The sequence below is a fragment of the Streptomyces sp. NPDC056128 genome (assembly GCF_042263835.1).
Taxonomy (GTDB): Bacteria; Actinomycetota; Actinomycetes; order Streptomycetales; family Streptomycetaceae; genus Streptomyces.
This window is the reverse complement of record NZ_JBHJVQ010000013.1, coordinates 101,799-123,671: the sequence shown is the minus strand read 5'-3', so window position 1 is coordinate 123,671 and position 21,873 is coordinate 101,799. Positions and strand designations below refer to the sequence as shown.

Below are 21,873 nucleotides of genomic sequence, written 5' to 3'. Positions count from 1 at the left end.
TGAGAACGCTCGTGCGGCGCCCCCTCACCGAGGGCGAGGCCGCCGAGGCGATGCGCGTGATCATGCGCGGCGAGGCCACCGCGGCCCAGATCGCCGGATTCGCCCTGGCCGTCACGGTGCGCGGCGCGTCCGTGGACGACCTGGTCGGCATGGCCCGCGCCGCCCAGGAGTTCGCCACGCCCGTGCCGTGCGCGGGCGACCTGCTCGACACCTGCGGAACCGGTGGCGACGGGCTGAACACCTTCAACATCTCCACCGCGTCCGCGATCGTCGCCGCCGCCTGCGGGGTACGGGTCGCCAAGCACGGCAACCGCAGCGCCTCCTCCGCCTGCGGCAGCGCCGACGTGCTGGAGGAACTGGGCATCCGCATCGACCTCGGCGCCGAGGAGGCCGCGGCCTGCCTGGACCGCGCCGGGATCACCTTCCTGTTCGCCCCGGTCTTCCACCCGGCCTTCCGGCACACGGCAGGCCCGCGCCGGGAGCTGGGCGCGCGGACCGTTTTCAACCTGCTCGGGCCGCTGTGCAACCCGTCGGGCGCCCGGCTGCGCACCCTGGGCGTGCCGAGCCGGGAGCTGGTGGAACCGATGACCGAGGTCCTCGACCGGCTCGGCGTCACCAGCGCCCTGGTCTTCCACAGCGAGGACGGCATGGACGAACTGAGCACCGGCGCACCGGCCCACATGGTCGAACTGCGCGACGGCCGCCGCACCACCCACCGCTTCGACCCCGCCGACCACGGACTGGCCAGGTCCCGGCCCGGCGACCTCGCAGGCGGCGACCGCGCCGTCAACGCGGCCGTCGTCCGCCGCGTCCTGGCCGGCGAACGCGGCCCCGCGCGGGACGTCGTGCTGCTCAACGCCGCCGCCGCCCTGCGCGTCGCCGACCTGGCCGGCACCTGGCCCGACGCGCTGCGGCTCGCCGGGACCGCCGTGGACAACGGCGCCGCCGCCGACCTGCTCGCACGCTGGACCCGCGCCTCCTGGCAGCGCGCGGACGCGGACCTGGAGGTACCGGCATGAGCGGCATCCTCGCCACCCTCGTCGCCGACGCGGAACGCCAGACGCGCCGCCGCCGCGCGGCACGTTCCGAGGCGGAACTGGCCGGCCTGGCCGCCGCCGCGCCCCCCGCCCGGGACTTCGCCGCCGCCCTGCGCGAACCGGGCCTCGGGGTCATCGCCGAGATGAAGCCCCGCAGCCCCTCCAAGGGGCCGCTCACCGACGACTACCGCCCCGCCGAGCTGGCCCGCGCCTACCAGGACGGCGGCGCGCACGCCCTGTCGGTGCTCACCCACGAGGCCGGGTTCGGCGGCAGCCCCGAGCACCTGGCCGTCGCCCGCGCCGCCTGCGACCTGCCCGTGCTGCGCAAGGACTTCGTCACCGACGCGTACCAGATCCTGGAGGCCCGCGCGCTCGGCGCCGACGCCCTGCTGCTGATCGTGGCCGCGCTGAGTCCGGAGCGGCTGGCCGAACTCCTCGCCCACACCCGGGCACAGGGCATGGAGGCGCTGGTCGAGGTGCACGACGAGCGGGAGGTGGACGTGGCCCTCGCGGCGGGCGCAGACGTCATCGGCGTCAACCACCGCGACCTGCGGGACTTCTCGATCGACCGGACCCTTTCGGCCCGGCTGCGCGGGCGGGTGGGCACCGGACGCGTCATGGTCGGGGAGAGCGGTGTCCGCGGCGCGGCGGACGCCCGTGCGCTGGAAGGGGCCGGGGTCGACGCGGTCCTGGTCGGAGAACTGCTCATGCGGGCCGGGGATCCCGGTGCCACGATCAAGGAACTGGTCGGATGACGGCGAGCGACACCCACACGACACGACGGGCGGTCCCGGACGGGACCCGGACGGCGGGCGGCGGTGGCCGGGGCGCGTGGAGCCCGGACTCGTGGCGCGGCCGCCCGGCCGCCCAGCAGCCGGACTGGCCCGACCCCGAGGAGCTGCGCGGGGTGGAGAACACCCTCGCGCTGCGGCCGCCGCTGGTGCTCCCCGAGGAGATCCTCGACCTGCGCCGCTCCCTGGCCCAGGTCGCCGCCGGGGAGGGCTTCCTGCTCCAGGCGGGCGACTGCGCCGAACGGTTCGGCTCCTGCACCGAGGCCGGGGTGCGCGGCAAGCTGCGGGTGATCCTCCAGGTGGCCATCCTGCTCACCTACGGATCCGGGCTGCCGGTGGTGAAGGTGGGCAGGATCGCCGGCCAGTTCGGCAAGCCCCGCAGCCGCCCCACGGAGACCGTCGACGGCGTCGAACTGCCCGCGTTCCGCGGCGACATCGTCAACCGGCCCGAGTTCACCGCCGAGGCCCGCCGCCCCGACGCCGGACGGCTGCTGAGCGCCTACCACCACGCCTCGGCGGCCCTGAACGTGCTGCGCGCGCTGACCCTGGGCGGCTACGCCGACCTGGGCCAGGTGCACGACTGGAACCAGGAGTTCGTCCGGCGCAGCGCCGCCGGACAGCGGTACGAGAAGGCCGCCGACGACATCACCTGGGCCCTCAGGTTCATGTCCGCGTGCGGCCTGGACACCCGCTCCCAGGCGGCCCTGCACCAGGTGCAGCTCTACACCTCGCACGAGGCGCTGCTGCCCCAGTACGAACAGGCGCTGATCCGCTACGACGAGAAGCGGCGCGGCTGGTTCGACACCAGCGCCCACATGCTGTGGATCGGCGACCGCACCCGGCGCCTCGACGGGGCGCACGTGGAGCTGCTGGCCGGGGTGGACAACCCGGTCGGCGTCAAGGTGGGCCCGACCACCGGCGCCGCCGACCTGCGCGAGCTGTGCGAACGGCTCGACCCGGACCGCGCCCCGGGCCGGCTCGTCCTGATCAGCCGGCTCGGCGCCGGACGCGGCGCGGAACTGCTGCCGCCGCTGCTGCGGGCCGTGCGGGACGCCGGGCACACCCCGGTGTGGGCCTGCGACCCCATGCACGGCAACACCTTCGTCTCGGAGAGCGGCTACAAGACCCGCCGGCTGTCCGACATCACCACCGAGGTCGCCGAGTTCTTCGCCGTGCACCGCGAGGAGGGCCTGCACCCGGGCGGCATCCACCTCGAACTCACCGGCGAAGACGTCACCGAATGCCTCGGCGGCGACCTCGACGAGGTGCTGGACACCCACCTGGCCAGCCGCTACGAGACCGCCTGCGACCCACGGCTGAACGCCGCCCAGTCCATCGAACTCGCCTTCCGCGTCGCCGAGTTCCTGCGGGAGCAGCGCAGCGGGGCCTGAGCCGTACTGCCGAAGGTAAGTTCCACGCCTGACGAACGCCAGGTGTGGCGCGGGTGACGGTCTCCGTACCCTCGTGCCAGGGCCTGAAAATTCCCCCGCAGGCTCCGTTCGAACCGGCCCGGGGGCGGCGCTCCGACCTCTGCGGACCGCCGCCCCCGGGCCGCCGCCTTTTCCGCCGGGTCAGACGGCGGGCACCCGGCAGAAGCGCCCCGCCACCCGCAGCTCGGCCTCGACGAGGTCCGCCGTGCGCCGCAGCTCCGGCAGGACCCGCGTCACACACTCCTCCGTCGTCCGGCGGGCCGCGTGCATCGCCACGTTCACGGCGGCCACCACCCGTCCCGTACGGTCGCGCACCGGGACCGCGACGGCGCGCAGCCCGGCCTCCAGCTCCTCGTCGACCAGGGCGTGGCCCCGCGCCCGCACCTCCCGCAGCACGTCGGACGGTGTCCCGGCGCCGTCCGGGCGGCCGGCCAGCAGCACGCGCCCCAGCGCGGTCGCGTACGCGGGCAGCCGGGCGCCGACCGTGACCCGGGCGCTCAGCACGCGGCCGGTGGACGCCCGGGCCGTGTACTGGATCTCCTCGCCCGTCTCCGACAGGACGGCCAGCGCCGCCGACTCGTGGACGCGGCCGGCCAGCGCGGTCAGGTGCGGCTGGGCGATCTCGGGCAGGGAGGTGCGGGAGAGCGGCGGGAAGCCGAGGGACAGCACCCGGGGGGTGAGCGCGAACGCCCGGTCGGGCGCCGGGGCCACCAGCCCCGCGTGCTCGTAGGTGATCAGCGCCCGGCGGGCGGTCGCGCGGGCCAGGCCGGTGGCCTTCGCGACCTCGGTGAGGGTCAGCGCCGGGCGGCCCTCGCCGAAGGCGGTCAGCACGGTCAGCCCGCGGGCCAGCGACTCCACGAACTCCCGGCCCAGCTCCTGCTTGGACGCACCGGTCCAGGTGGCCAGGCCCGAGGGCGGCGGCCCCGGCTGTGGCGGCGGCGCGGTGCGCAGGTCGTCCTCCATCGCGGCGACCGCCGCGCGCAGCCGGGGGAGCAGGGCGGCCCGCAGGTCCGGTGCCGTGTGGCGGCTGGTGTGGCTCACCACGCTGGCCACGCACGCCACCCGTCCGGTGCCGGGGTCGCGCACCGGGACCGAGACCGCGACCAGCCCCGGTTCGATCAACTGGTCGTCCAGCGCCCAGCCGTCGCCCGCCGCCCGCTCCGTACGCCGCTCGAAGTTCTCGTCCGGGGTGGAGTGTTCGCGCGGCGGTACGGCGGGGAAGCCGCGGTCCTCCGGGTCGGCCGCCCGGCGCCGGCGCCAGCGGTGCCAGTCGGCCGGCGTCCACTCGGCGGCGAACAGCGGTCCCGGCGCGGTGCGTTCGGCGGGCAGGAGGTCGCCGATGCGGAAGCTCAGGGACATCGCGCGGCGGCGGGTGGCCTGGTGGATGAAGCGGATGCCGTCCCGGTCGCCGACCGCCAGCGACACCGACTCGTCCAGCTCGTCGGCGAGGGCGTCGGCGCGGGCGGCCAGCAGGTCGGGCAGGCGGAGCGCGGCGAGGTAGGCGTTGCCCAGTTCCATCAGCCGGGGGGCGAGGGAGACGTCGCGGCCGTCCAGGCGGACGTATCCCACGCGGGCGAGGGTCGCGGTGAGGCGGTCGACGGTGGACCGGGCCAGTCCGGTGGCCTTCTCCAGCCCGCTGAGGCTGAGCGCGCCGCCGTCCGCCTCGGTCAGCCGGCGCAGCACGGCGATCCCGCGCAGCAGCGGCGCCACCGCCTCGTCCGGCACGGCGGCGGCCCCGTCGCGTGCGACGGCGTTCGTGGTGTTGGCGGGCATCGGCTCTCCGGTACGGCGTTCGCGGCAGGGCTACGTTAATCCCGCCCGCCGCGGGTGACCCGCACCCGGTGGTCGCCGTTCCCGTCCGCGTCCGACACCTTGATCGTGACGTCGCGGGCCGGGTCCTTGAAGGTCTCGCCCGGGGTGAAGGCGGCGTCGGAGAGCTCGGCGTGGACGTTCGGGCCGCGGGTGCAGCCGCCGCTGTCGCGCTGGGAGTCGTAGACCTTCACCGGGCCCATGCCGGTGTCGACGTCCGCGTCGACCTTGTAGACGAGCACACCCGGCCGGCACACCGTCTCGTCGTTGCCCGCCTGGGTGCGCAGCTCGACCGCGTAGCCGGACTCGCCGTCCAGCGGCACGACCACCAGCTTGTCGCCGCCCTTGCGGGCCAGCGGCGTCAGCGTGTACTCGGTGGTCCCGGCCGCGGCGGCGCAGTGCACCTGGGAGGGGTCGAGCCAGCCCAACTTCCACTTGTGCCAGCCGAGGAGGTCGTTGTTGGCGCCCCAGTCCTCGCTCATGATGTCCCAGTGCCCGACCGCGCCCCCGCCCTCCTGGGTGTAGAGGTCGGGGAGTCCGAAGACATGGCCGTTCTCGTGCGGCAGCACCCGGTAGCCGGTCTCGTCGTAGGAGCCGGAGCCGTCGTCCTGGCGGGAGTAGACGAAGGAGGCGTTGGCCACCGGGACGCCGTCGGCGACCGGGGCGTCGGCGTTCCCGGCGAAGGTCACGGACAGCACCGTGTCCAGGGCGGACGGGCCCGCGTTCGGGGTGACCAGCACGTTCAGCAGGTCGTAGGAGCGGAAGTCGACCTCCGCGTCGGCCGCCGCCACGAGGTCCTGGACCAGTTTGCGGTAGCCGGGTTCGAAGGGGGCGCCGCGCTCTATGCCGTACTCCGCGAACGACTTCGGCATCCGCAGCCAGTCCCGTATGGGGGTCTCGGGGCGGTAGTCGAGGCGGCCGTAGGAGCTGGTGCGGAACCACTCCTCGGTCTTCGGGAAGAACTCCGCGAACCGGTCGAGCGCCTCGCCCTCGCCGGGCGCGTCGGAGAAGTCGATCATCAGGTTCAGGGCCCGGACGGTGCCGGTCGAGGGGGCGTAGCCGGCGGAGGTCGGGACGCCCTCGGACATCTGGATCTCGGGTCCACCACTGATCATGCAGGGGCCGTGCGCGGAGGAGCGGGAGAGGGCGGCCGGTCCGGCGCCCGCGGGCGCGGTGCCCGGCGCGAGGCCGCCGGTGCTCGCCGAGGTGCTGAGCGCGAGGGTCAGGACGCCGACGGTCCCCATCGCGGCCAGCCGGCGCGGACGTATGCGTCGGCCTGGCGGCTGCGCCTGCATGCGGACCTCCCCGGACCACGGCAGCCGCCCGGCACCGGCTGCGCTCTTGCGCTCACCCTGGGCCGAGGGGTGTGCGGGCGCGCGCTGGAGCGGCCGATCGTGGGTTTCTCGCCGGTAGCTTCCGTCCGGGGGACGGGCGTTGGGGTCTCACGGAGGGTGAGGGACCGGGTCGTCCCGGTGCTGTGACTCAGGTCACGGTGTTTCTTCTCGGGTCCGGGAAATAACCGGGGATCGTTTCCCCGTTTAGCCCTGTGTCCGAGCGAAGCGGGGAGTGTCTCCCCGGATCGCGAACCCCTCGCCAAGGAGTACGCCGTGCAGACCGCGACCCCCGAGCAGCGCAAGGTGCCCCGGCCCCGTGCCGACGCTCTGCGCAACCGGGAGCGGATCGTCACCGCCGCCCGGGAGATGTTCGTCGAGCACGGCCCCGAGGTGCCGCTCGACGAGATCGCCCGCCGGGCCGGCGTGGGCAACGCCACGGTGTACCGCAACTTCCCCGACCGCGACGCCCTCGTCCGTGAGGTCGTCTGCTCGGTCATGGACCGCACGGCACGGGCGGCCGAGCTGGCCCTCGCGGAGACCGGGGACGCGTTCGAGGCGCTGGAGCGCTTCGTGCACGCCTCCGCCGACGAGCGGATCAGCGCCCTGTGCCCGATGGTCTCCAGCACGTTCGACCAGCACCACCCCGACCTGGAAGCGGCGCGCGAACGGGTCGAACGACTCGTCGCCGAGGTCATGGACCGGGCGAAGGCGGCCGGTCAGCTCCGTAACGACGTGGGCGTGGGCGACCTGATGATCGCCGCCGCCCAGCTGAGCCGGCCCCCGGCCGGTACGGGGTGTCTGAGCGCCGACCGGTTCGTCCACCGCCATCTCCAGCTGTTCCTGGACGGACTGCGGGCACCGGCCCGCTCCGTCCTGCCGGGCAGCGAAGTGACCATGGAGGATCTGCGCCGGCCCTGCGACCAGTAGCACCAGCAGCTCCGCGACCCCCGACCGTCCGGCCGTCGCCGTAGGTCAGTCGTCCCTTTACTCACCTTTATCCGTCACGAAGTCCCGAAGTGGGTATCCCCATGTCTCAAACAGCCGTCAAGGCTCCCGGCGTCCCGGACGCCGGACGCTGGAAAGCGCTCGTCTTCATCGCGCTCGCCCAGCTGATGGTGGTCCTCGACGCCACCATCGTGAACATCGCCCTGCCCTCCGCCCAGCAGGACCTCGGCATCTCCGACGGCAACCGGCAGTGGGTCGTCACGGCCTACGCCCTCGCCTTCGGCGGTCTGCTGCTGTTCGGCGGCCGGATAGCCGACCTGTGGGGCCGCAAGCGCACCTTCGTCCTCGGCCTGGCCGGCTTCGCCGTCGCCTCGGCGCTCGGCGGCGCGGCCACCAACGAGGCGATGATGTTCGGCTCCCGCGCCCTCCAGGGTGCCTTCGGCGCCCTGCTCGCGCCGGCCGCGCTCTCCCTGCTCGCCGTGATGTTCACGGACGCCAAGGAGCGCGCCAAGGCCTTCGGCATCTACGGCGCGATCGCCGGTGGCGGCGGCGCCGTGGGTCTGATCCTCGGCGGTTTCCTCACCGAGTACCTGAACTGGCGCTGGACGTTCTTCGTCAACATCCCGTTCGCCATCGTCGCCGCGGCCGGTGCCTACCTGGTCATCCGTGAGCCCCAGGGCGGCCGCAACCGCTCGCCGCTCGACATCCCCGGCGTGATCCTCTCCACCCTCGGTCTGGTCGCGCTGGTCTACGGCTTCACCCGCGCCGAGTCCAACGGCTGGAGCGACTCGGTGACGGTCGGCATGTTCGTCGGCGCGGCCGTGCTGCTGTTCGCCTTCGTGGTCGTCGAGTCGAAGGTCAAGGCCCCGCTGCTGCCGCTGCGGGTGATCACCGAGCGCAACCGCGGCGGGATCTACCTCTCGCTGGGCCTGGCGATCATCGCGATGTTCGGCCTGTTCCTCTTCCTGACCTACTACCTCCAGATCGTGAAGGGCTACACGCCGGTGAAGACCGGCTTCGCCTTCCTGCCGATGATCGCGGGCATGATCACGGGCTCCACCCAGATCGGCACCCGCCTGATGACCCGGGTCGCGCCCCGGCTGCTGATGGGCCCCGGCTTCCTGGTCGCCGCCCTCGGCATGCTGCTGCTGACCCAGCTGGAGATCGACACCTCCTACGCCGGTGTGCTGCTGCCCGGCATGCTCCTGCTCGGCCTCGGCATGGGTACGGCGTTCATGCCGGCCATGTCCATGGCCACCATGGGCGTGGAGGCGCGGGACGCCGGTGTCGCCTCGGCGATGGTCAACACCTCGCAGCAGGTGGGCGGCGCGATCGGTACGGCGCTGCTGAACACGATCGCCGCCTCGGCCACCACGTCCTACGTCGCCGACCACATCGGCGGCGCGACCTCCCGGTCCCAGCAGCAGCTGGTCCAGCTCCAGGGCCAGGTGCAGGGCTACACCAGCGCCATCTGGTTCGCCGTCGGCATCCTGGTGGTGGCCGCCGTGATCGCCCTGACCTTCATCAACGCGGGACGCCCGGGCGGCACCACCGTCACCGGGTCGGCCGCGGGCGACGGGGTCGAGGACGAGCTGCCGGTGCCGGTCGTCGCCCACTGACGCCGGACCCGATACCCGCTCGGGCCCTCCGTTCCATCCGTGTGCGGGGGGAGGGGACGCCCTCCGCACACGGCTTCCAGGACCTGCCCCGGCCGCGCGTTCAGCGCAGCCAGGGCAGGTCCGCACCCGCTTCGCTCGGCTGAAGTCCCTCGGCGACGATCCGCATGATCTCGCCGAGGGACTTCTGCTGTTCGGGGGTGAGCCGGTCGAAGACGGCCTGGCGCACGGCGTCCACGTGGCCCGGAGCGGTCCGGCGCAGCACCGCGTACCCCTCGTCCGTGAGGATGGCGAACTGGCCGCGCTTGTCGGAGGGGCAGTCCTCGCGGCGGACCCAGCCGTTCTTCTCCAGCCGGGCGACCGCGTGCGAGAGCCGGGAGCGGGTGATCTTCGCGTATCTGGCCAGCTCCGTCATCCGCAGCCGCCGCCTCGGCGACTCGGCGAGCTTGACCAGCAGGCCGTAGTAGACGTGCGGCATGCCCGCGTCGCGCTGGAGCTGCCGGTCGAGGTGGTCCTCCAGGAGGGTGGCGGCCTCGATGTAGGAGCGCCAGACGAGCTGCTCCTCGTCGGTGAGCCAGCGGGGTTCGTCGTTCATGGGTCCCACTCTACGAAACTACTCCTTGAAAGTTAAACAAATTCGGCGTAGATTAATGGCCAGTAGAGATTGAGAGTTCAAGTATCGGCCGTATGGGAGCAGCAGTCATGACCGCCGCCACGCAGGAGCGCATGCCCGCCCTCTACCTCAGCCACGGCGCCCCGCCGCTCGCCGACGACCCGGTCTGGCCCGGCGAACTCGCCGCGTGGGCCGCCGCCCTGCCCCGGCCGAAGGCGATCCTCGTCGTCTCCGCCCACTGGGAGGAGTCCCCGCTCGCCCTCGGCGCCACCACGACCCTGCCCCTGGTGTACGACTTCTGGGGCTTCCCGGAGCACTACTACCGGGTGCGCTACGAGGCCCCCGGCGCCCCCGCGCTGGCCGAGTCGGTCCGCAAGCTGCTGCGCGCCCCCGGCACGCCCGTCCAGGACGTCCCCGACCGCGGCCTCGACCACGGCGCCTACGTGCCGCTCGTCGAGATGTACCCCGACGCCGACATCCCGGTCCTCCAGGTCTCCATGCCGACCCTCGACCCGGAACGGCTGATGGAGACCGGCCGCCGGCTCGCGCCGCTGCGCGACGAGGGCGTGCTGATCATCGGCTCCGGCTTCTTCACCCACAACCTGGCCGCGCTGCGCCAGGACGGCGTCCCCTCCTGGTCCGCGGAGTTCGACGACTGGGGCCGGCGCGCGCTGGAGGACGGTGACGTGGACGGGCTGCTCGACTTCGCCCGCAAGTCCCCGGCGGGGCGGCTCGCCCACCCGCGCACCGAGCACTTCGCGCCCCTGTTCGTGACCATGGGGGCCGCGGACGCGGCCGGTGAACTGGACCTGCGGCGGTCGGTGATCGACGGGTTCTGGATGGGGCTGGCCAAGCGGTCCGTGCAGTTCGGCTGAGCGCCGGCCGGGCGGGGCTACAGCGGCTTCTCGTACCAGGCCACGTCCCAGTAGCGGCCGAACTTGCGGCCCACCTCGCGGTAGGTGCCGACGTACCGGAAGCCGAACCGCTCGTGCAGCCGGGCCGACGCCTCGTTGGGCTGGGCGATGCCCGCGTAGGCGCGGTGCAGGTCCTCACCGGCCAGCGCCTCGAAGAGGGACGTGTAGAGCAGCGTGCCCACGCCCCGGCCGCCGGCGCCCGGGGCGACGTAGACGGTGGTCTCCACCGAGGTCCCGTAGGCGGGCTTCGCGCGGTAGGGGCTGGAGGTGGCGTACCCCAGAATCTCCTGTGAGTCCGCGTCCGTGGCAACCCTCAGCCGGTACGGGCCGTCTTCAGGGTGGGAGAGCAGCCAAGGGCGGCGCTCCTCCGCCGTGAAGGGCTCGGTGTCGAACGTGATGGGCGTCTCACACACGTAGTGGTTGTAGAGGTCGGTGAGTGCCTTGAGGTCGTCCTCGACTCCCGGTCTGACCTGGACATCCGTACGTGCCGTCGGCATCTCGCCACCTCCTGTGGCGGCACAGGGTACTGCATGATCAGAAAAATCGAGGGGCGGGTTGGGAATTCTGTCCGGATTCCAGTCGTTGTTTCCATCGGATGCAGGGCACCCGAGGAGAGTCCCCCACAGTGCTGAGCGTCCACCGGACCCGCTGAACCACCATCGCAAGGGAGCACGCATGGCAACCCGTGCCGTCGCCCGTCGTAAGTCCGCCACCGGCGAGACCTCCGGCGCGGCAACCAGCGTCCGCGCCAACGGCGGAGAGCTCGCCGACCGCGATCTGGTCGGCATGTACCTCGACGAGATCGCGCGTACGCCGCTGCTCGACGCCGCCAAGGAGGTCGAGCTGTCCCAGACCATCGAGGCGGGTGTCTTCGCGCGGCAGGTCCTCGAAGGCTACGAGGAGACCGGGGCGGATGCCACCCGTGAGGAACTCCAGGCCCTGATCGACGAGAGCGAGCGGGCGAAGGACGTCTTCATCCGGTCCAACCTCCGCCTGGTCGTCGCGGTCGCCCGCCGCTACCCGCGCAGCGGACTGCCGCTGCTCGACCTGATCCAGGAGGGCAACGCCGGCCTGGTCCGCGCGGTCGAGAAGTTCGACTACCGCAAGGGCTTCAAGTTCTCGACGTACGCGACCTGGTGGATCCGTCAGGCCATCACCCGGTCCATCGCCGACCAGTCGCGCACCATCCGCCTGCCCGTCCACCTGGTGGAGGAGCTGGGCCGGATCCGGCGCGTGCAGCGCGAGTTCAACCGCGAGCACGGCCGTGAGCCGGAGCCCGCCGAGATCGCGGCCGAGCTGGGCTCGACCCCGGAGCGCGTCACCGACGTGCTCGACTGGGCCCGCGACCCGGTCTCGCTGAACATGTCGGTGGACGACGAGGGCGAGACCCAGTTCGGCGACCTGCTGGAGGACACCTCCGCCGTGTCGCCCGAGCAGTCGGTGCTGACCCTGCTGCGCAGTGAGGAGCTGGACGACCTCATCGGCCGCCTCGACCCGCGCACCGCCTCCATCATCAAGATGCGGTACGGCATCGTCGACGGCCGCGAGCGCACCCTGACCGAGGTCGGCAAGGAGCACGGGCTCACCCGTGAGCGCATCCGGCAGATCGAGAAGCACGCGCTGCTCGAGCTGAAGAAGCTGGCCCGCTCGACCGGCTTCGAGGCGGCGGCGTAGCGCCGGCGCGTGACGCGGGGGCGTGACGTGACGCGTGGGGCGCACGCCGGTGGCCGAACCCCGCGCAAACATGGCCGTACAACGCTGCTTCAACCGGCGGGGGCCCGGGAAAAAGAACTCCGGGCCCGCCCGCAGGGGCCCGGAACCACCGGTCCGCCGCCCCCTTTGGACCACGTCCCGACGCACTCCCCCCGGTGCCGGGACTTTCCCGAGCCGGGCTCGGCGCCCCTCCCCCCGGGGTGCCGCAGCCCGGCTCTCTCCTTGCCGGAGAGCGGAGCGGGCCGGCGGGACACCCCGAACCTGAACCCCGGGGTGGCCCGCCGAATGGCAGATTCTGCCACAGCGGCATAGCCTGCCGAAGTGAGCAGCACCATCCCCGCATTCCCCGACCCCGGGTCGGGACCGGTCTCCCTGACCGAACGGCGCAAGGCCGAGACCCGTATGGAGATCGCCCGCGCGGCGGCCCGCCTCTTCGTCGGCCAGGGCCTCAGAGCCACCCGGGCCGAGGACATCGCCCGCGCCGCCGGAATCGCCCCGCGCACCTTCTACCGCTACTTCGCGGCCAAGGAGGAGGCCGTCGCCCCGCTGTACGCCCTCGGCGCCGAGCGCTGGGTGCGGGCGGTCCGCGACGCCCCGGCCGAGCTGTCCCCGCCCGAGGCGCTGGAACACGCCGTCCGGCACACCCTGACCCCGGGCGCCGGAGTCTCGGCCGCCTCCTGGGAGTGGGCCCGCACCCTGATCCGCCTGGCCGCGAGCAGCCCGGCGCTGCGCAAGGTGTGGGCGGAGGTCTGCCACAGCACGGAACGCGGGCTCGTGGAGGCGCTGGCCGCGCGGATGTCCGGCGGCGACGACAACGTTGCCGCACGCCTCGCGGCCTCGCCCCGCCTCCACTTCGCGGGCGCCGTGGCGGGCGCCGCCGTGCGCGTCGCGGCGGAGCACTGGGCGACGTCCGACGAGAGGGCCCGCAGCCCCCTGGACCAGGCCCTGCGGAACCTGGCGGACCTCCGCGGCTTCACGTGGGAGGACGAACCGTCCGGGCGGGACTGAGCTGCGGCGTCACCCGGCGCCCGACTCCGCCGCCCGGCCCAGCCGCGCCCCCAACTCCCGCACCCGGTCCATCAGTTCCGTCGGCTGCCGGACCCGGAACTCCAGTCCCGTCATCGCCAGCCGCACCGCCATCCACTCGGGCGCGTCGGACACCGTCGCCCGCAGGACGCACGACGTGCCCCCGTCCACCGCCTCCGGCGCCCCGAGCCACTGCGGCAGCCGTGCCGCGACGGTCTCGGGCGGTTCGAGGAAGAGGACCTCGATCCCGTACGAGTCGTTGCGCCGCTGCATGGATCGCCGCAGGTATTCGGCCGCGTCCCCGGCCGGCAGCTCCCGGGGTGTGAACCGGGCGCCGGTGGCGAAGGGCTCGCTGACCCGGTCGACCCGGAAGGTCCGCCAGTCGTCGCGGTCGAGGTCGTAGGCGATCAGATACCAGCGGCGTCCCGTGGAGACCAGCCGGTACGGCTCCGTCACGCGCCGCGACTCGGTGCCGTCGCCCGCGCGGTAGGCGAACCGCAGCCGCTCGTGTCCGGCCACGGTCGAGGCCATGACGGTCAGTGTGCCGGGCGCGATGCTCGGGCCGTCCCCGCTGGTCAGCGGTGTGGTCGCGGCCTGCAGCGTGGTCACCCGGTGCCGCAGCCGGGACGGCAGCACCTGCTCCAGCTTGGCCAGCGCCCGCACCGACGCCTCGTCCAGGCCCTCGACCGCGTGCCCGGCGCCGGCGCGCAGCCCGACCGCGATGGCCACCGCCTCCTCGTCGTCGAGGACGAGCGGCGGCATCGCCTTGCCGGCCACCAGCCGGTAACCGCCGTCCGCGCCCATGGTGGCCTGCACGGGGTAGCCCAGCTCGCGCAGCCGGTCGATGTCGCGCCGGACCGTGCGGCGGGAGACCCCGAGCCGGTCGGCCAGCTCGCCGCCGGGCCATTCGCGGGGCGTCTGGAGGAGGGAGAGGAGCGTCAGCAGCCGGGCCGGAGTGTCCGTCGTCATGGAACCGAGGATGCCGTACATCTAGGACGCGATCCGTCCTACTGCCGTCCTAACTTCCTCGCATGACCTTCACGCAGACCCCGGACACGCCACCCGCCCCGCCCGCTTCACCCGCCCCGCCCGCGGGCGACCGCCGCCGCTGGTTCGCCCTTGCGATCGTGATGACCGCGGCCTTCATGGACCTGGTCGACGTCACCATCGTCAACATCGCGATCCCGTCGATCCAGCGGGACGAGGGCGCCTCCGTCAGCCAGATCCAGTGGATAACGGCCGGCTACGCCCTCGCCTTCGCCGCCGGTCTGATCACCGGCGGACGGCTCGGCGACATCCACGGCCGCAAGCGGGTGTTCCTCATCGGCATCGCCGGGTTCACCCTGGCGTCCGCGCTGTGCGGTCTGGCGGCGAACCCGGAGATGCTGGTCGCCTCCCGCATCCTCCAGGGCGCCATGGCGGCGCTGATGGTGCCGCAGGTGCTGTCGATCGTGCACGCCACCTTCCCCGCGCACGAACGCGGCAAGGTCTTCGGGCTGTTCGGCGCGATCGTCGGACTCGGCGCCGTATCCGGCCCGCTGCTGGGCGCCCTGCTCACCGAGTGGAACCTCTTCGGCCTCGAATGGCGGCCCATCTTCCTCATCAACCTGCCGGTCGGCATCGCGGGACTCGTCCTCGGCAGCCGCTTCATCACGGAGTCCAAGGCACCGCGCGCCCTGCGGCTCGACCTGGTCGGGGTCGCCCTGGTCACCCTCGGCATGCTGATGCTGGTCTACCCGCTCACCCGCGGCGAGGAGCTGGGCTGGCCGCTGTGGGGGTACCTGTCGATGGCCGGCTCGCTCGTGGTCCTCGCGGTGCTGGTGGCGTACGAGCGGCGCAAGAGCGCGCGGGACGGTTCGCCGCTGGTCGAGCTGTCGCTGTTCAAGGTGAAGAGCTTCGCGACCGGTATCGCCGTGCAGACCGTCTTCGGCATCGCGCTCGGCGTCTTCTTCCTGGTGTGGACGCTGTACATGCAGGTGGGACTCGGCTGGACCGCGCTGCGGGCCGGGCTGACCGGAGTGCCGTTCTCGATCGCCGTCTCGGTGGCGGCCGGGGTGTCGGTGCAGATGCTGGTCCCGCGCTTCGGGCGCAAGGTGCTCCAGGCGGGCGCGCTGGTGATGGCGGCCGGAGTGCTGCTCTACATCTGGGAGTCCGAGCGCTACGGCCTCGGCATCGCGTCCTGGCAGATGGCGCTGCCGCTCACCGTGATGGGCGTCGGCATGGGCCTGATCGTCGCGCCGCTGACCGACGCGGTGCTGTCCCAGGTGCCGCGTGGGCACGCCGGGGCCGCGTCCGGGCTCATCAACACCGTGCAGCAGATGGGCAACGCGCTCGGCCTCGGCCTGGTGTCGGTGGTCTTCTTCGGCACGATGAGCGACCACCTCGCCCCCGCCCGCCTGGGTCCGGCCTACGCGGACGCCTTCCAGAACGCGCTGGGCTGGGTGGCCGGGGTGCTGACCGTCATCTTCCTGCTGATGTTCGCGCTGCCCAAGCGGCCCGCGCAGCACGTGGAAGGGGCCGAGGCGGAGGAGCCGGTGAAGGAGAAGGAGCCCGTGCTGCTCTGAGCCCAGCTGTCCGTACCTCCGCCACAGATGCCCGTTCATACCCGAGTGTGTCCGACTGCTTGTGTTTCCCTGTTTACAATCCGGAATACCGGGCGTAGCCTCCAGAGAAACCACAGGTTCGGGCACAGTTCGGAGGTGAACGGTCATGTACGCACCGGAGCGGCAGCAGGAGATCCTCCGGCTCGCCCGGGACAGTGGCCGGGTGGACGTGGTGTCGCTCGCCGAGGAGTTTCAGGTGACGGCGGAGACCATCCGCCGCGACCTCACGGCGCTCGACCGCGCCGGGCTGCTCCGCCGGGTGCACGGCGGCGCGATCCCCGCCGGGCGGCTCGACTTCGAGCCCGACCTCGCCGAGCGCGAGTCCACCGCCGCCGACGAGAAGGACCGGATCGCCAAGGCGGCCCTGGCCGAACTGCCCACCGAGGGCACGCTGATCCTCGACGCCGGCTCGACGGTGGCCCGCATGGCGGCGGCGATCCCGGCGGAGTCGTCGCTGACCGTCGTCACCCACAGCCTGCCCATCGCCGCCCGCCTCGCCGACCACCCCGGCATCCAGCTCCACCTGGTCGGCGGCCGGGTCCGGCACCGTACCCGCGCCGCCGTGGACGCCTGGGCGCTGCGCGCGTACGGCGAGATCCGCGCCGACGTCACGGTGGTGGCGGCCAACGGCTTCTCCGTCGAGTACGGCCTGACCACCCCCGACCTCGCCGAGGCCGCCGTCAAGCGGGCCGCCGTGGCCGCCGCCCGACGCGTGGTGCTGGTCGCCGACTCCTCGAAGTACGGCCAGGAGCACTTCGCCCGCTTCGGCGCCCTGCACGACGTGGACCTGCTGATCACCGACAGCGGGCTGAGCCCCGAAGACGCGGGCGACGTCGAGCGCGCCGGCACGGAAGTAGTACGCGCATGATCCTCACCGTCACCCCCAACCCGTCCCTGGACCGCACCTACGAGGTCCCCTCGCTCGACCGCGGCGAGGTCGTCCGCGCCACGGGCGAGCGCGTGGACCCGGGCGGCAAGGGCGTGAACGTCTCGCGGGCGGTGACGGCGGCCGGACAGCGCACCGTGGCGGTCCTGCCGCTCGGCGGGGCGCCGGGAGCACTGGTCGCCGATCTGCTGGACGCCCAGGGCATCGAGGTCGCGCCGGTGCCGATCGCCGGGGCCACCCGCTCCAACATCGCGCTCGCCGAGGCCGACGGCGTCCTGACGAAGATCAACGCACCGGGCCCCGAACTGTCCGCGGCCGAACGGGAACTGCTCCTGGAGACCGTGCGGAGCCAGTCGCCCGGCGCCGACTGGATCGCCTGCTGCGGCAGCCTGCCCCGCGGCCTCGCCCCCTCCTGGTACGCGGAGCTGGTCGCCCGGGCACACGCCGCCGGTGCCCGCATCGCCCTGGACACCTCGGGCCCCGCCCTGCTCCAGGCCCTGCGCGAGCGGCCCGACGTGGTCAAGCCGAACGCCGAGGAACTCGCCGAGGCCGTCGGACGCCCGCTCGCCACGGTCGGCGACGCCGTGAAGGCCGCCGGGGAACTGCGGGAGCTGGGCGCCCGGTCCGTGCTCGCCAGCCTGGGCGCCGACGGGCAACTGCTCGTCGCCGAGGAGGGCACCTGGTTCGGCACCGCCCGCGTGGACGCCGTACGCAGCAACGTGGGCGCCGGCGACTCCTCCCTCGCCGGCTTCCTGATCGCGGGGGGAGCGGGGCCCGGCGCCCTCGCCTCCGCCGTCGCGCACGGCGCCGCCGCCGTCCGGCTGCCGGGCAGCGTGATGCCGACGCCGAACGACCTGGATCCGTCCGCCGTGACGGTCACGGCTGAGGTGCCGACGGACCGCCTGCTGCGGGAGCCGACGTCATGACCCCCGACCACATCCCCGGCCTGCACCGAAGCGTCCCCCTCCCCGCCCCCGCCCCTCACCCCGTGTTCCGGGCGATACGCGAGCTAAGGAGCCCGCGATGAGCGACATGATCAGTGCGGATCTGGTCGACCTCGACCTGTCCGCCGACACCAAGGAAGCGGCGGCGCGCGCCCTCGCCGAGCGGATGGTGGCCCGGGGCCGGGTGACCGACCTGGAGGGCTTCCTCGCCGACGTGGCCGCCCGTGAGGCGCAGATGCCGACCGGCCTCGACGGCGGCATCGGCATCCCGCACTGCCGCAGCGAGCACGTCACCGAGCCCACGCTGGCCTTCGGGCGCAGTGCGCGGGGCATCGACTTCGGGGCGGCGGACGGCCCGGCCGACCTGGTCTTCCTGATCGCCGCACCGGCGGGCGCCGACGACGCCCACCTGACGATCCTCTCCTCCCTGGCCCGGCAGCTGATGAACGCCGAGTTCACGGACGCGCTGCGCGCGGTGGGCGACCCGGCCGACGCGGCGGCGCTGATCCGCGGCGAGGAGCCCGCGGCCGCCGCCGGCGGCGAGGACTCCGTGGCGGCCCCGGCGGCGGCCTCCGCCGGGGCCGCCACGGTCGGCACCGGCGAGCGGGAGGATCCCGGACCGCCCGAGCGCCCCTTCCGGATCGTCGCCGTCACCTCCTGCCCCACCGGCATCGCGCACACCTACATGGCCGCCGAGTCGCTGGAGAACGCGGGCCGCGAGGAAGGCGTCGAGGTCGCCGTCGAGACGCAGGGCTCGGCCGGGTTCGACCGGCTGGACCCCGCGGTGATCGCGGCGGCGGACGGCGTGATCTTCGCCCACGACGTGCCGGTGCGCGAGAAGGACCGCTTCGCCGGGAAGCCCACCGTCGACACCGGCGTCAAGGCCGCCATCAACCGGCCGGGCGAGCTGATCGGCGAGGTCCGCGGGAAGGCGGCCCGCGGCGAGGTCACGGCGGCCGGGGCGACGGCTTCGTCCGGTTCCGCCGGTGCGACCCCCGTCGAGCGGGGCGGCGAGTCCGGCGAGGGGTACGGGACGAAGCTCCGCAAGTGGCTGATGTCCGGCGTCAGTTATATGGTCCCGTTCGTCGCCGCCGGCGGTCTGCTGATCGCCCTGGGCTTCGCGATCGGCGGCTACGAGATCAACAAGGCGCCGTCCGTGATGGACCACTTCGTGTGGACCCAGGCGGACAGCTGGGCGGCCCTGCTGTTCCAGATCGGCGGCGTGGCCTTCGCCTTCCTCGTCCCGGTGCTGGCCGGCTACATCGCCTACGGCATGGCCGACCGGCCGGGCCTGGTCCCCGGCTTCGTCGGCGGCTCGATCGCGCTGACCGTCAACGCCGGTTTCCTCGGCGGTCTGGCGGCCGGTCTGATCTCGGGTGCCGTGGTGCTGGCCATCCAACGGGTGCGCATCCCGAAGGCGTTGCGCGGCATCATGCCGGTGGTGGTGATCCCGCTGATCTCGGCGGCGATCGTCGGGTTCCTGATGTTCGTGGTGATCGGCAAACCCATCGCGTCCGCGCAGTCGGCGATGACCGACTGGCTGAACGGCCTGTCCGGCGCCAACGCGATCCTGCTCGGCGCGCTCCTCGGCCTGATGATGTGCTTCGACCTCGGCGGCCCGGTCAACAAGGTCGCCTACACCTTCGCCACCGCGGGCATCGCGGTCGCCAGTCCCAGCGACTCGGCGATGAAGATCATGGCGGCGGTGATGGCGGCCGGCATGGTCCCGCCGCTGGCGATGGCCCTGGCCACCACCGTGCGCGGCCGGCTCTTCAACGCTGCCGAGCGCGAGAACGGCAAGGCCGCCTGGGTGCTGGGCGCCTCCTTCATCACCGAGGGCGCGATCCCGTTCGCCGCGGCCGACCCGCTGCGGGTCATCCCGTCCTCGATGGTGGGCGGCGCGGTCACCGGCGCCCTGTCGATGACCTTCGGGGCCACGCTGCGGGCCCCGCACGGCGGCATCTTCGTGGTCCCGCTGATCGGCAACCCGCTGCTCTACCTGGTCGCCATCGCGGCCGGCGTCTGCGTCACCACGGCCCTGGTGATCGTCCTCAAGGGTCTGCGCAAACCGGCGCCGGGAGCGACGGCCCAGGGGCCCGGCGGCGCCGATCCGTCGGCCCCGGCACCCGGCGCGAAGCAGCCGGTGGCCGCGTAGAGCCGGCGCGGCCGGACACTCCCGCCGTCACCGCTCACCGCTCACGGCCCTTCGCTCAGGAGGAGAGCTGCGCGGCCCGTCGCTCCATCGCGCGGCGGGCCGCGTCCTCGCTGTCGTAGACCTCGCACATGTGCCGACCGTCGGGCGTGGCCGTGTGCTCGACCTCCCAGAGGGAGACCTCGGCGCCGTCCCGGAGCAGGAACGCGTGCTCGTAGAGCGAGAACCCGGCCCGGGCGCGGCCCGCACGGCCGGGACCGCCGAAGGCCTGGATGATCTGGTGCGCGGACGCCGTCGCCAGCAGCTCGGCCAGCTCGGACCCCGGCCGGTCCGCGTTCTCCGCGCGGCGCAGCAGCCGACGGGCGTGGTCCGCCGAGGCGTCGGAGACGTAGGTGTGCCGGGGGGCCGGGACCGGGTAATGGTGCACCTGCACCGGCACTTCGAAGTCCGGCGTCTCCGGCGGCAGCGCCAGCCGGGAGGTCGCGGTGCGCAGCTCCTCGTCGTCCAGGTACACCTCGTGCTGCGGTTCACCGCCCGGAACGGTGTTGTGGACCAGCTCCCAGAGCGTCAGCGCCGAACCGTCGGCGAGCAGCCAGGTGTGCCGGTACGTCTCACGGTGCAGCCCCGCGCTGTGGTGCGCGGAGTGCAGGGAACCGTCGTGCGCCAGCGCGCAGTCCAGGCGCCGTATCGTCTCGTCGGGCAGTTCGAACGAGTTCAGGGCGCGACCCAGCAGCCGCATGAGGTGCTCCTCCGGAGACTCGGGCGACTCGGGTGGTTCGTACGCTGCCGTCTCGTACGGAACGCTCAAGGTTTCTCCCGGCGTTGCTGCATGTCACCTAGTGGGTGCATACCGTAGCCCCTCGGTCGGACATCATGTCCGGGAACCGAGAAAACGTACGCACGAAAAACCCGCGGGCCGCGCAAAAAGTTCCCGCGCGACCCGACCTTCCGTCAAAATCCGCTGCTCAAAGGCGGTTCGGACGACATCCGCCGCAACTTTTCCACACCGCCCGGCCGTTCCCCCGTCACCCGCCGTACAGCTCCCCGTACGACGGCCAGGCCCCGCCCGGTCCGTCCACCGGCCCGGCGGCCCGGACCGCGCGGACGATCGCGCGCGTCACCATGTCCGCGCCCGCCGCCAGCACCTCGTTCAGCGCGAGCGGCTGCCCCTCGGCGAGCGGACGCGCCCCGGTCGCCAGCGTGAACACCGTGTCCCCGTCACTGAGCAGGTGCACCGGCCGCACCGCGCGCGCGATGCCGTCGTGCGCCGTGCCGGCCAGCTTCTGCGCCTGCGCCTTCGACAGGTCGGCGTCGGTGGCGACCACGGCGAGCGTGGTGTTCAACGGCGGCGGCGCGTTCCTCGCCGCGACCTCCGCCAGGCGCCGACCCGCCGCCGCGTGCACCTCCGGCGCCGGGTACGGCACCCGCCCGCCGCCGAACAACTCCCCGTACAGCACCCCCGTCTCCGGGTCCGTCACCGATCCCGCCGCGTTGGCCACCACCAGCGCCGCCACCGTGATGCCCGAGTCCAGCACTGTGCTCGCGGTGCCGACCCCGCCCTTCAGCGTGCCGACCACGGCCCCCGTGCCCGCCCCGACGCATCCCTGCGGCACCCCGGCGCCGGGGGAGTCCGCGCTCGCCTGCGCCGCCTCGACGGCCGCCCGTCCGGTGGCGGCGTCCGGCCTGGCCCGGAAGTCGCCGCCGCGCCCCAGGTCGAAGACGCAGGCCGCGGGCACCACCGGCACCACGTGCGCGGGGTCCGGCCCGACGCGCACCCCGCGTCCCCGCTCCTCCAGCCAGGCCATCACCCCCGACGCCGCGTCGAGCCCGTACGCGCTGCCGCCGGTCAGCACCACCGCCTGCACCCGCTGCACCAGGTTGCGCGGATCGAGCGCGTCGGTCTCCTTGGTGCCGGGGCCCCCGCCGCGCACGTCCACGGCCGCCACCGCTCCGTCCTCCGGAGCGAGTACCACCGTCGTCCCCGTGAGCCATCCGTCGCCGCGCCGCGTCGCGTGCCCCACCAGCAGACCGGCGACGTCCGTCAATGCGTCAACTGTCAT

At 73.4% G+C, this 21,873-nt stretch carries 19 protein-coding genes; 12 read left to right on the top strand and 7 right to left on the bottom strand.

The window, feature by feature from the left end:
* Window positions 1–11: 11 nt before the first annotated feature.
* From trpD to ACFC1X_RS24195, 3 genes are read left to right on the top strand one after another with little or no spacing between them, the layout of a single operon-like run.
* Window positions 12–1,019, top strand: a complete 1,008-nt coding sequence (trpD, locus tag ACFC1X_RS24205; RefSeq protein WP_376356880.1) for an anthranilate phosphoribosyltransferase — start codon at window positions 12–14, stop codon at window positions 1,017–1,019.
* Window positions 1,016–1,792, top strand: a complete 777-nt coding sequence (trpC, locus tag ACFC1X_RS24200) for an indole-3-glycerol phosphate synthase TrpC (protein WP_376356837.1) — start codon at window positions 1,016–1,018, stop codon at window positions 1,790–1,792. The genes trpD and trpC overlap by 4 nt, the downstream gene beginning before the upstream one ends.
* A complete protein-coding gene (locus tag ACFC1X_RS24195) occupies window positions 1,789–3,219 on the top strand; it encodes a class II 3-deoxy-7-phosphoheptulonate synthase (RefSeq protein ID WP_376356835.1) in 1,431 nt (476 codons plus the stop codon). Before trpC ends, ACFC1X_RS24195 begins: the two co-directional genes overlap by 4 nt.
* Window positions 3,220–3,399: 180 nt before the next feature.
* On the opposite strand, the gene ACFC1X_RS24190 is transcribed toward ACFC1X_RS24195, so the two are convergent.
* Complete coding sequence (locus ACFC1X_RS24190; protein ID WP_376356833.1) at window positions 3,400–5,031, bottom strand: IclR family transcriptional regulator C-terminal domain-containing protein; 1,632 nt, start codon at window positions 5,029–5,031, stop codon at window positions 3,400–3,402.
* Between the two features lie 35 nt (window positions 5,032–5,066).
* Window positions 5,067–6,362 (bottom strand): M6 family metalloprotease domain-containing protein, encoded by a 1,296-nt coding sequence (locus ACFC1X_RS24185; protein WP_376356831.1) that lies wholly within the window; start codon window positions 6,360–6,362, stop codon window positions 5,067–5,069.
* A 312-nt stretch (window positions 6,363–6,674) separates the two neighbouring features.
* Between ACFC1X_RS24185 and ACFC1X_RS24180 the strand changes: the two genes are divergently transcribed.
* Together ACFC1X_RS24180 and ACFC1X_RS24175 are read left to right on the top strand one after the other, a co-directional pair.
* Complete coding sequence (locus tag ACFC1X_RS24180) at window positions 6,675–7,328, top strand: TetR/AcrR family transcriptional regulator (protein ID WP_161326721.1); 654 nt, start codon at window positions 6,675–6,677, stop codon at window positions 7,326–7,328.
* Between the two features lie 101 nt (window positions 7,329–7,429).
* A complete protein-coding gene (locus tag ACFC1X_RS24175) occupies window positions 7,430–8,965 on the top strand; it encodes an MFS transporter (protein WP_376356829.1) in 1,536 nt (511 codons plus the stop codon).
* A 100-nt stretch (window positions 8,966–9,065) separates the two neighbouring features.
* Here ACFC1X_RS24175 and ACFC1X_RS24170 read toward each other — a convergent pair whose 3' ends face one another.
* Window positions 9,066–9,557 carry a MarR family winged helix-turn-helix transcriptional regulator gene (locus ACFC1X_RS24170; protein ID WP_376356827.1) on the bottom strand — a complete coding sequence of 164 codons (492 nt, stop codon included), beginning with the start codon at window positions 9,555–9,557 and terminating at the stop codon, window positions 9,066–9,068.
* A 107-nt stretch (window positions 9,558–9,664) separates the two neighbouring features.
* Between ACFC1X_RS24170 and ACFC1X_RS24165 the strand changes: the two genes are divergently transcribed.
* Window positions 9,665–10,450, top strand: a complete 786-nt coding sequence (locus ACFC1X_RS24165) for a dioxygenase (protein ID WP_376356825.1) — start codon at window positions 9,665–9,667, stop codon at window positions 10,448–10,450.
* A 17-nt stretch (window positions 10,451–10,467) separates the two neighbouring features.
* On the opposite strand, the gene ACFC1X_RS24160 is transcribed toward ACFC1X_RS24165, so the two are convergent.
* The gene (locus ACFC1X_RS24160) at window positions 10,468–10,986 is read right to left on the bottom strand and encodes a GNAT family N-acetyltransferase (RefSeq protein WP_376356823.1); all 519 of its coding nucleotides are present in this window, start codon (window positions 10,984–10,986) and stop codon (window positions 10,468–10,470) included.
* 178 nt (window positions 10,987–11,164) lie between these two features.
* Between ACFC1X_RS24160 and ACFC1X_RS24155 the strand changes: the two genes are divergently transcribed.
* Window positions 11,165–12,163 carry an RNA polymerase sigma factor RpoD/SigA gene (locus ACFC1X_RS24155; RefSeq protein ID WP_161326716.1) on the top strand — a complete coding sequence of 333 codons (999 nt, stop codon included), beginning with the start codon at window positions 11,165–11,167 and terminating at the stop codon, window positions 12,161–12,163.
* A gap of 360 nt (window positions 12,164–12,523) precedes the next feature.
* Window positions 12,524–13,210, top strand: a complete 687-nt coding sequence (locus tag ACFC1X_RS24150; RefSeq protein WP_376356821.1) for a TetR/AcrR family transcriptional regulator — start codon at window positions 12,524–12,526, stop codon at window positions 13,208–13,210.
* A gap of 9 nt (window positions 13,211–13,219) precedes the next feature.
* On the opposite strand, the gene ACFC1X_RS24145 is transcribed toward ACFC1X_RS24150, so the two are convergent.
* Entirely contained in the window at window positions 13,220–14,197 is a 978-nt protein-coding gene (locus tag ACFC1X_RS24145; RefSeq protein ID WP_376356819.1) for a helix-turn-helix transcriptional regulator, read from the bottom strand.
* A 62-nt stretch (window positions 14,198–14,259) separates the two neighbouring features.
* Between ACFC1X_RS24145 and ACFC1X_RS24140 the strand changes: the two genes are divergently transcribed.
* The 4 genes from ACFC1X_RS24140 to ACFC1X_RS24125 all read left to right on the top strand — a co-directional run bounded on the left by ACFC1X_RS24140 (window position 14,260) and on the right by ACFC1X_RS24125 (window position 19,816).
* Window positions 14,260–15,792, top strand: a complete 1,533-nt coding sequence (locus ACFC1X_RS24140) for an MFS transporter (RefSeq protein ID WP_376356817.1) — start codon at window positions 14,260–14,262, stop codon at window positions 15,790–15,792.
* Between the two features lie 145 nt (window positions 15,793–15,937).
* Window positions 15,938–16,699: a DeoR/GlpR family DNA-binding transcription regulator gene (locus tag ACFC1X_RS24135; protein WP_376356815.1), complete on the top strand. Its 762-nt coding sequence runs from the start codon at window positions 15,938–15,940 to the stop codon at window positions 16,697–16,699.
* Window positions 16,696–17,643, top strand: coding sequence for a 1-phosphofructokinase (pfkB, locus tag ACFC1X_RS24130; protein WP_376356814.1), 948 nt, complete (start codon window positions 16,696–16,698; stop codon window positions 17,641–17,643). Before ACFC1X_RS24135 ends, pfkB begins: the two co-directional genes overlap by 4 nt.
* A gap of 97 nt (window positions 17,644–17,740) precedes the next feature.
* Window positions 17,741–19,816, top strand: a complete 2,076-nt coding sequence (locus tag ACFC1X_RS24125; protein WP_376356812.1) for a fructose-specific PTS transporter subunit EIIC — start codon at window positions 17,741–17,743, stop codon at window positions 19,814–19,816.
* A gap of 55 nt (window positions 19,817–19,871) precedes the next feature.
* On the opposite strand, the gene ACFC1X_RS24120 is transcribed toward ACFC1X_RS24125, so the two are convergent.
* Together ACFC1X_RS24120 and ACFC1X_RS24115 are read right to left on the bottom strand one after the other, a co-directional pair.
* A complete protein-coding gene (locus ACFC1X_RS24120; protein WP_376356810.1) occupies window positions 19,872–20,621 on the bottom strand; it encodes a DUF6227 family protein in 750 nt (249 codons plus the stop codon).
* Between the two features lie 217 nt (window positions 20,622–20,838).
* Window positions 20,839–21,873: a P1 family peptidase gene (locus ACFC1X_RS24115; protein WP_376356808.1), complete on the bottom strand. Its 1,035-nt coding sequence runs from the start codon at window positions 21,871–21,873 to the stop codon at window positions 20,839–20,841.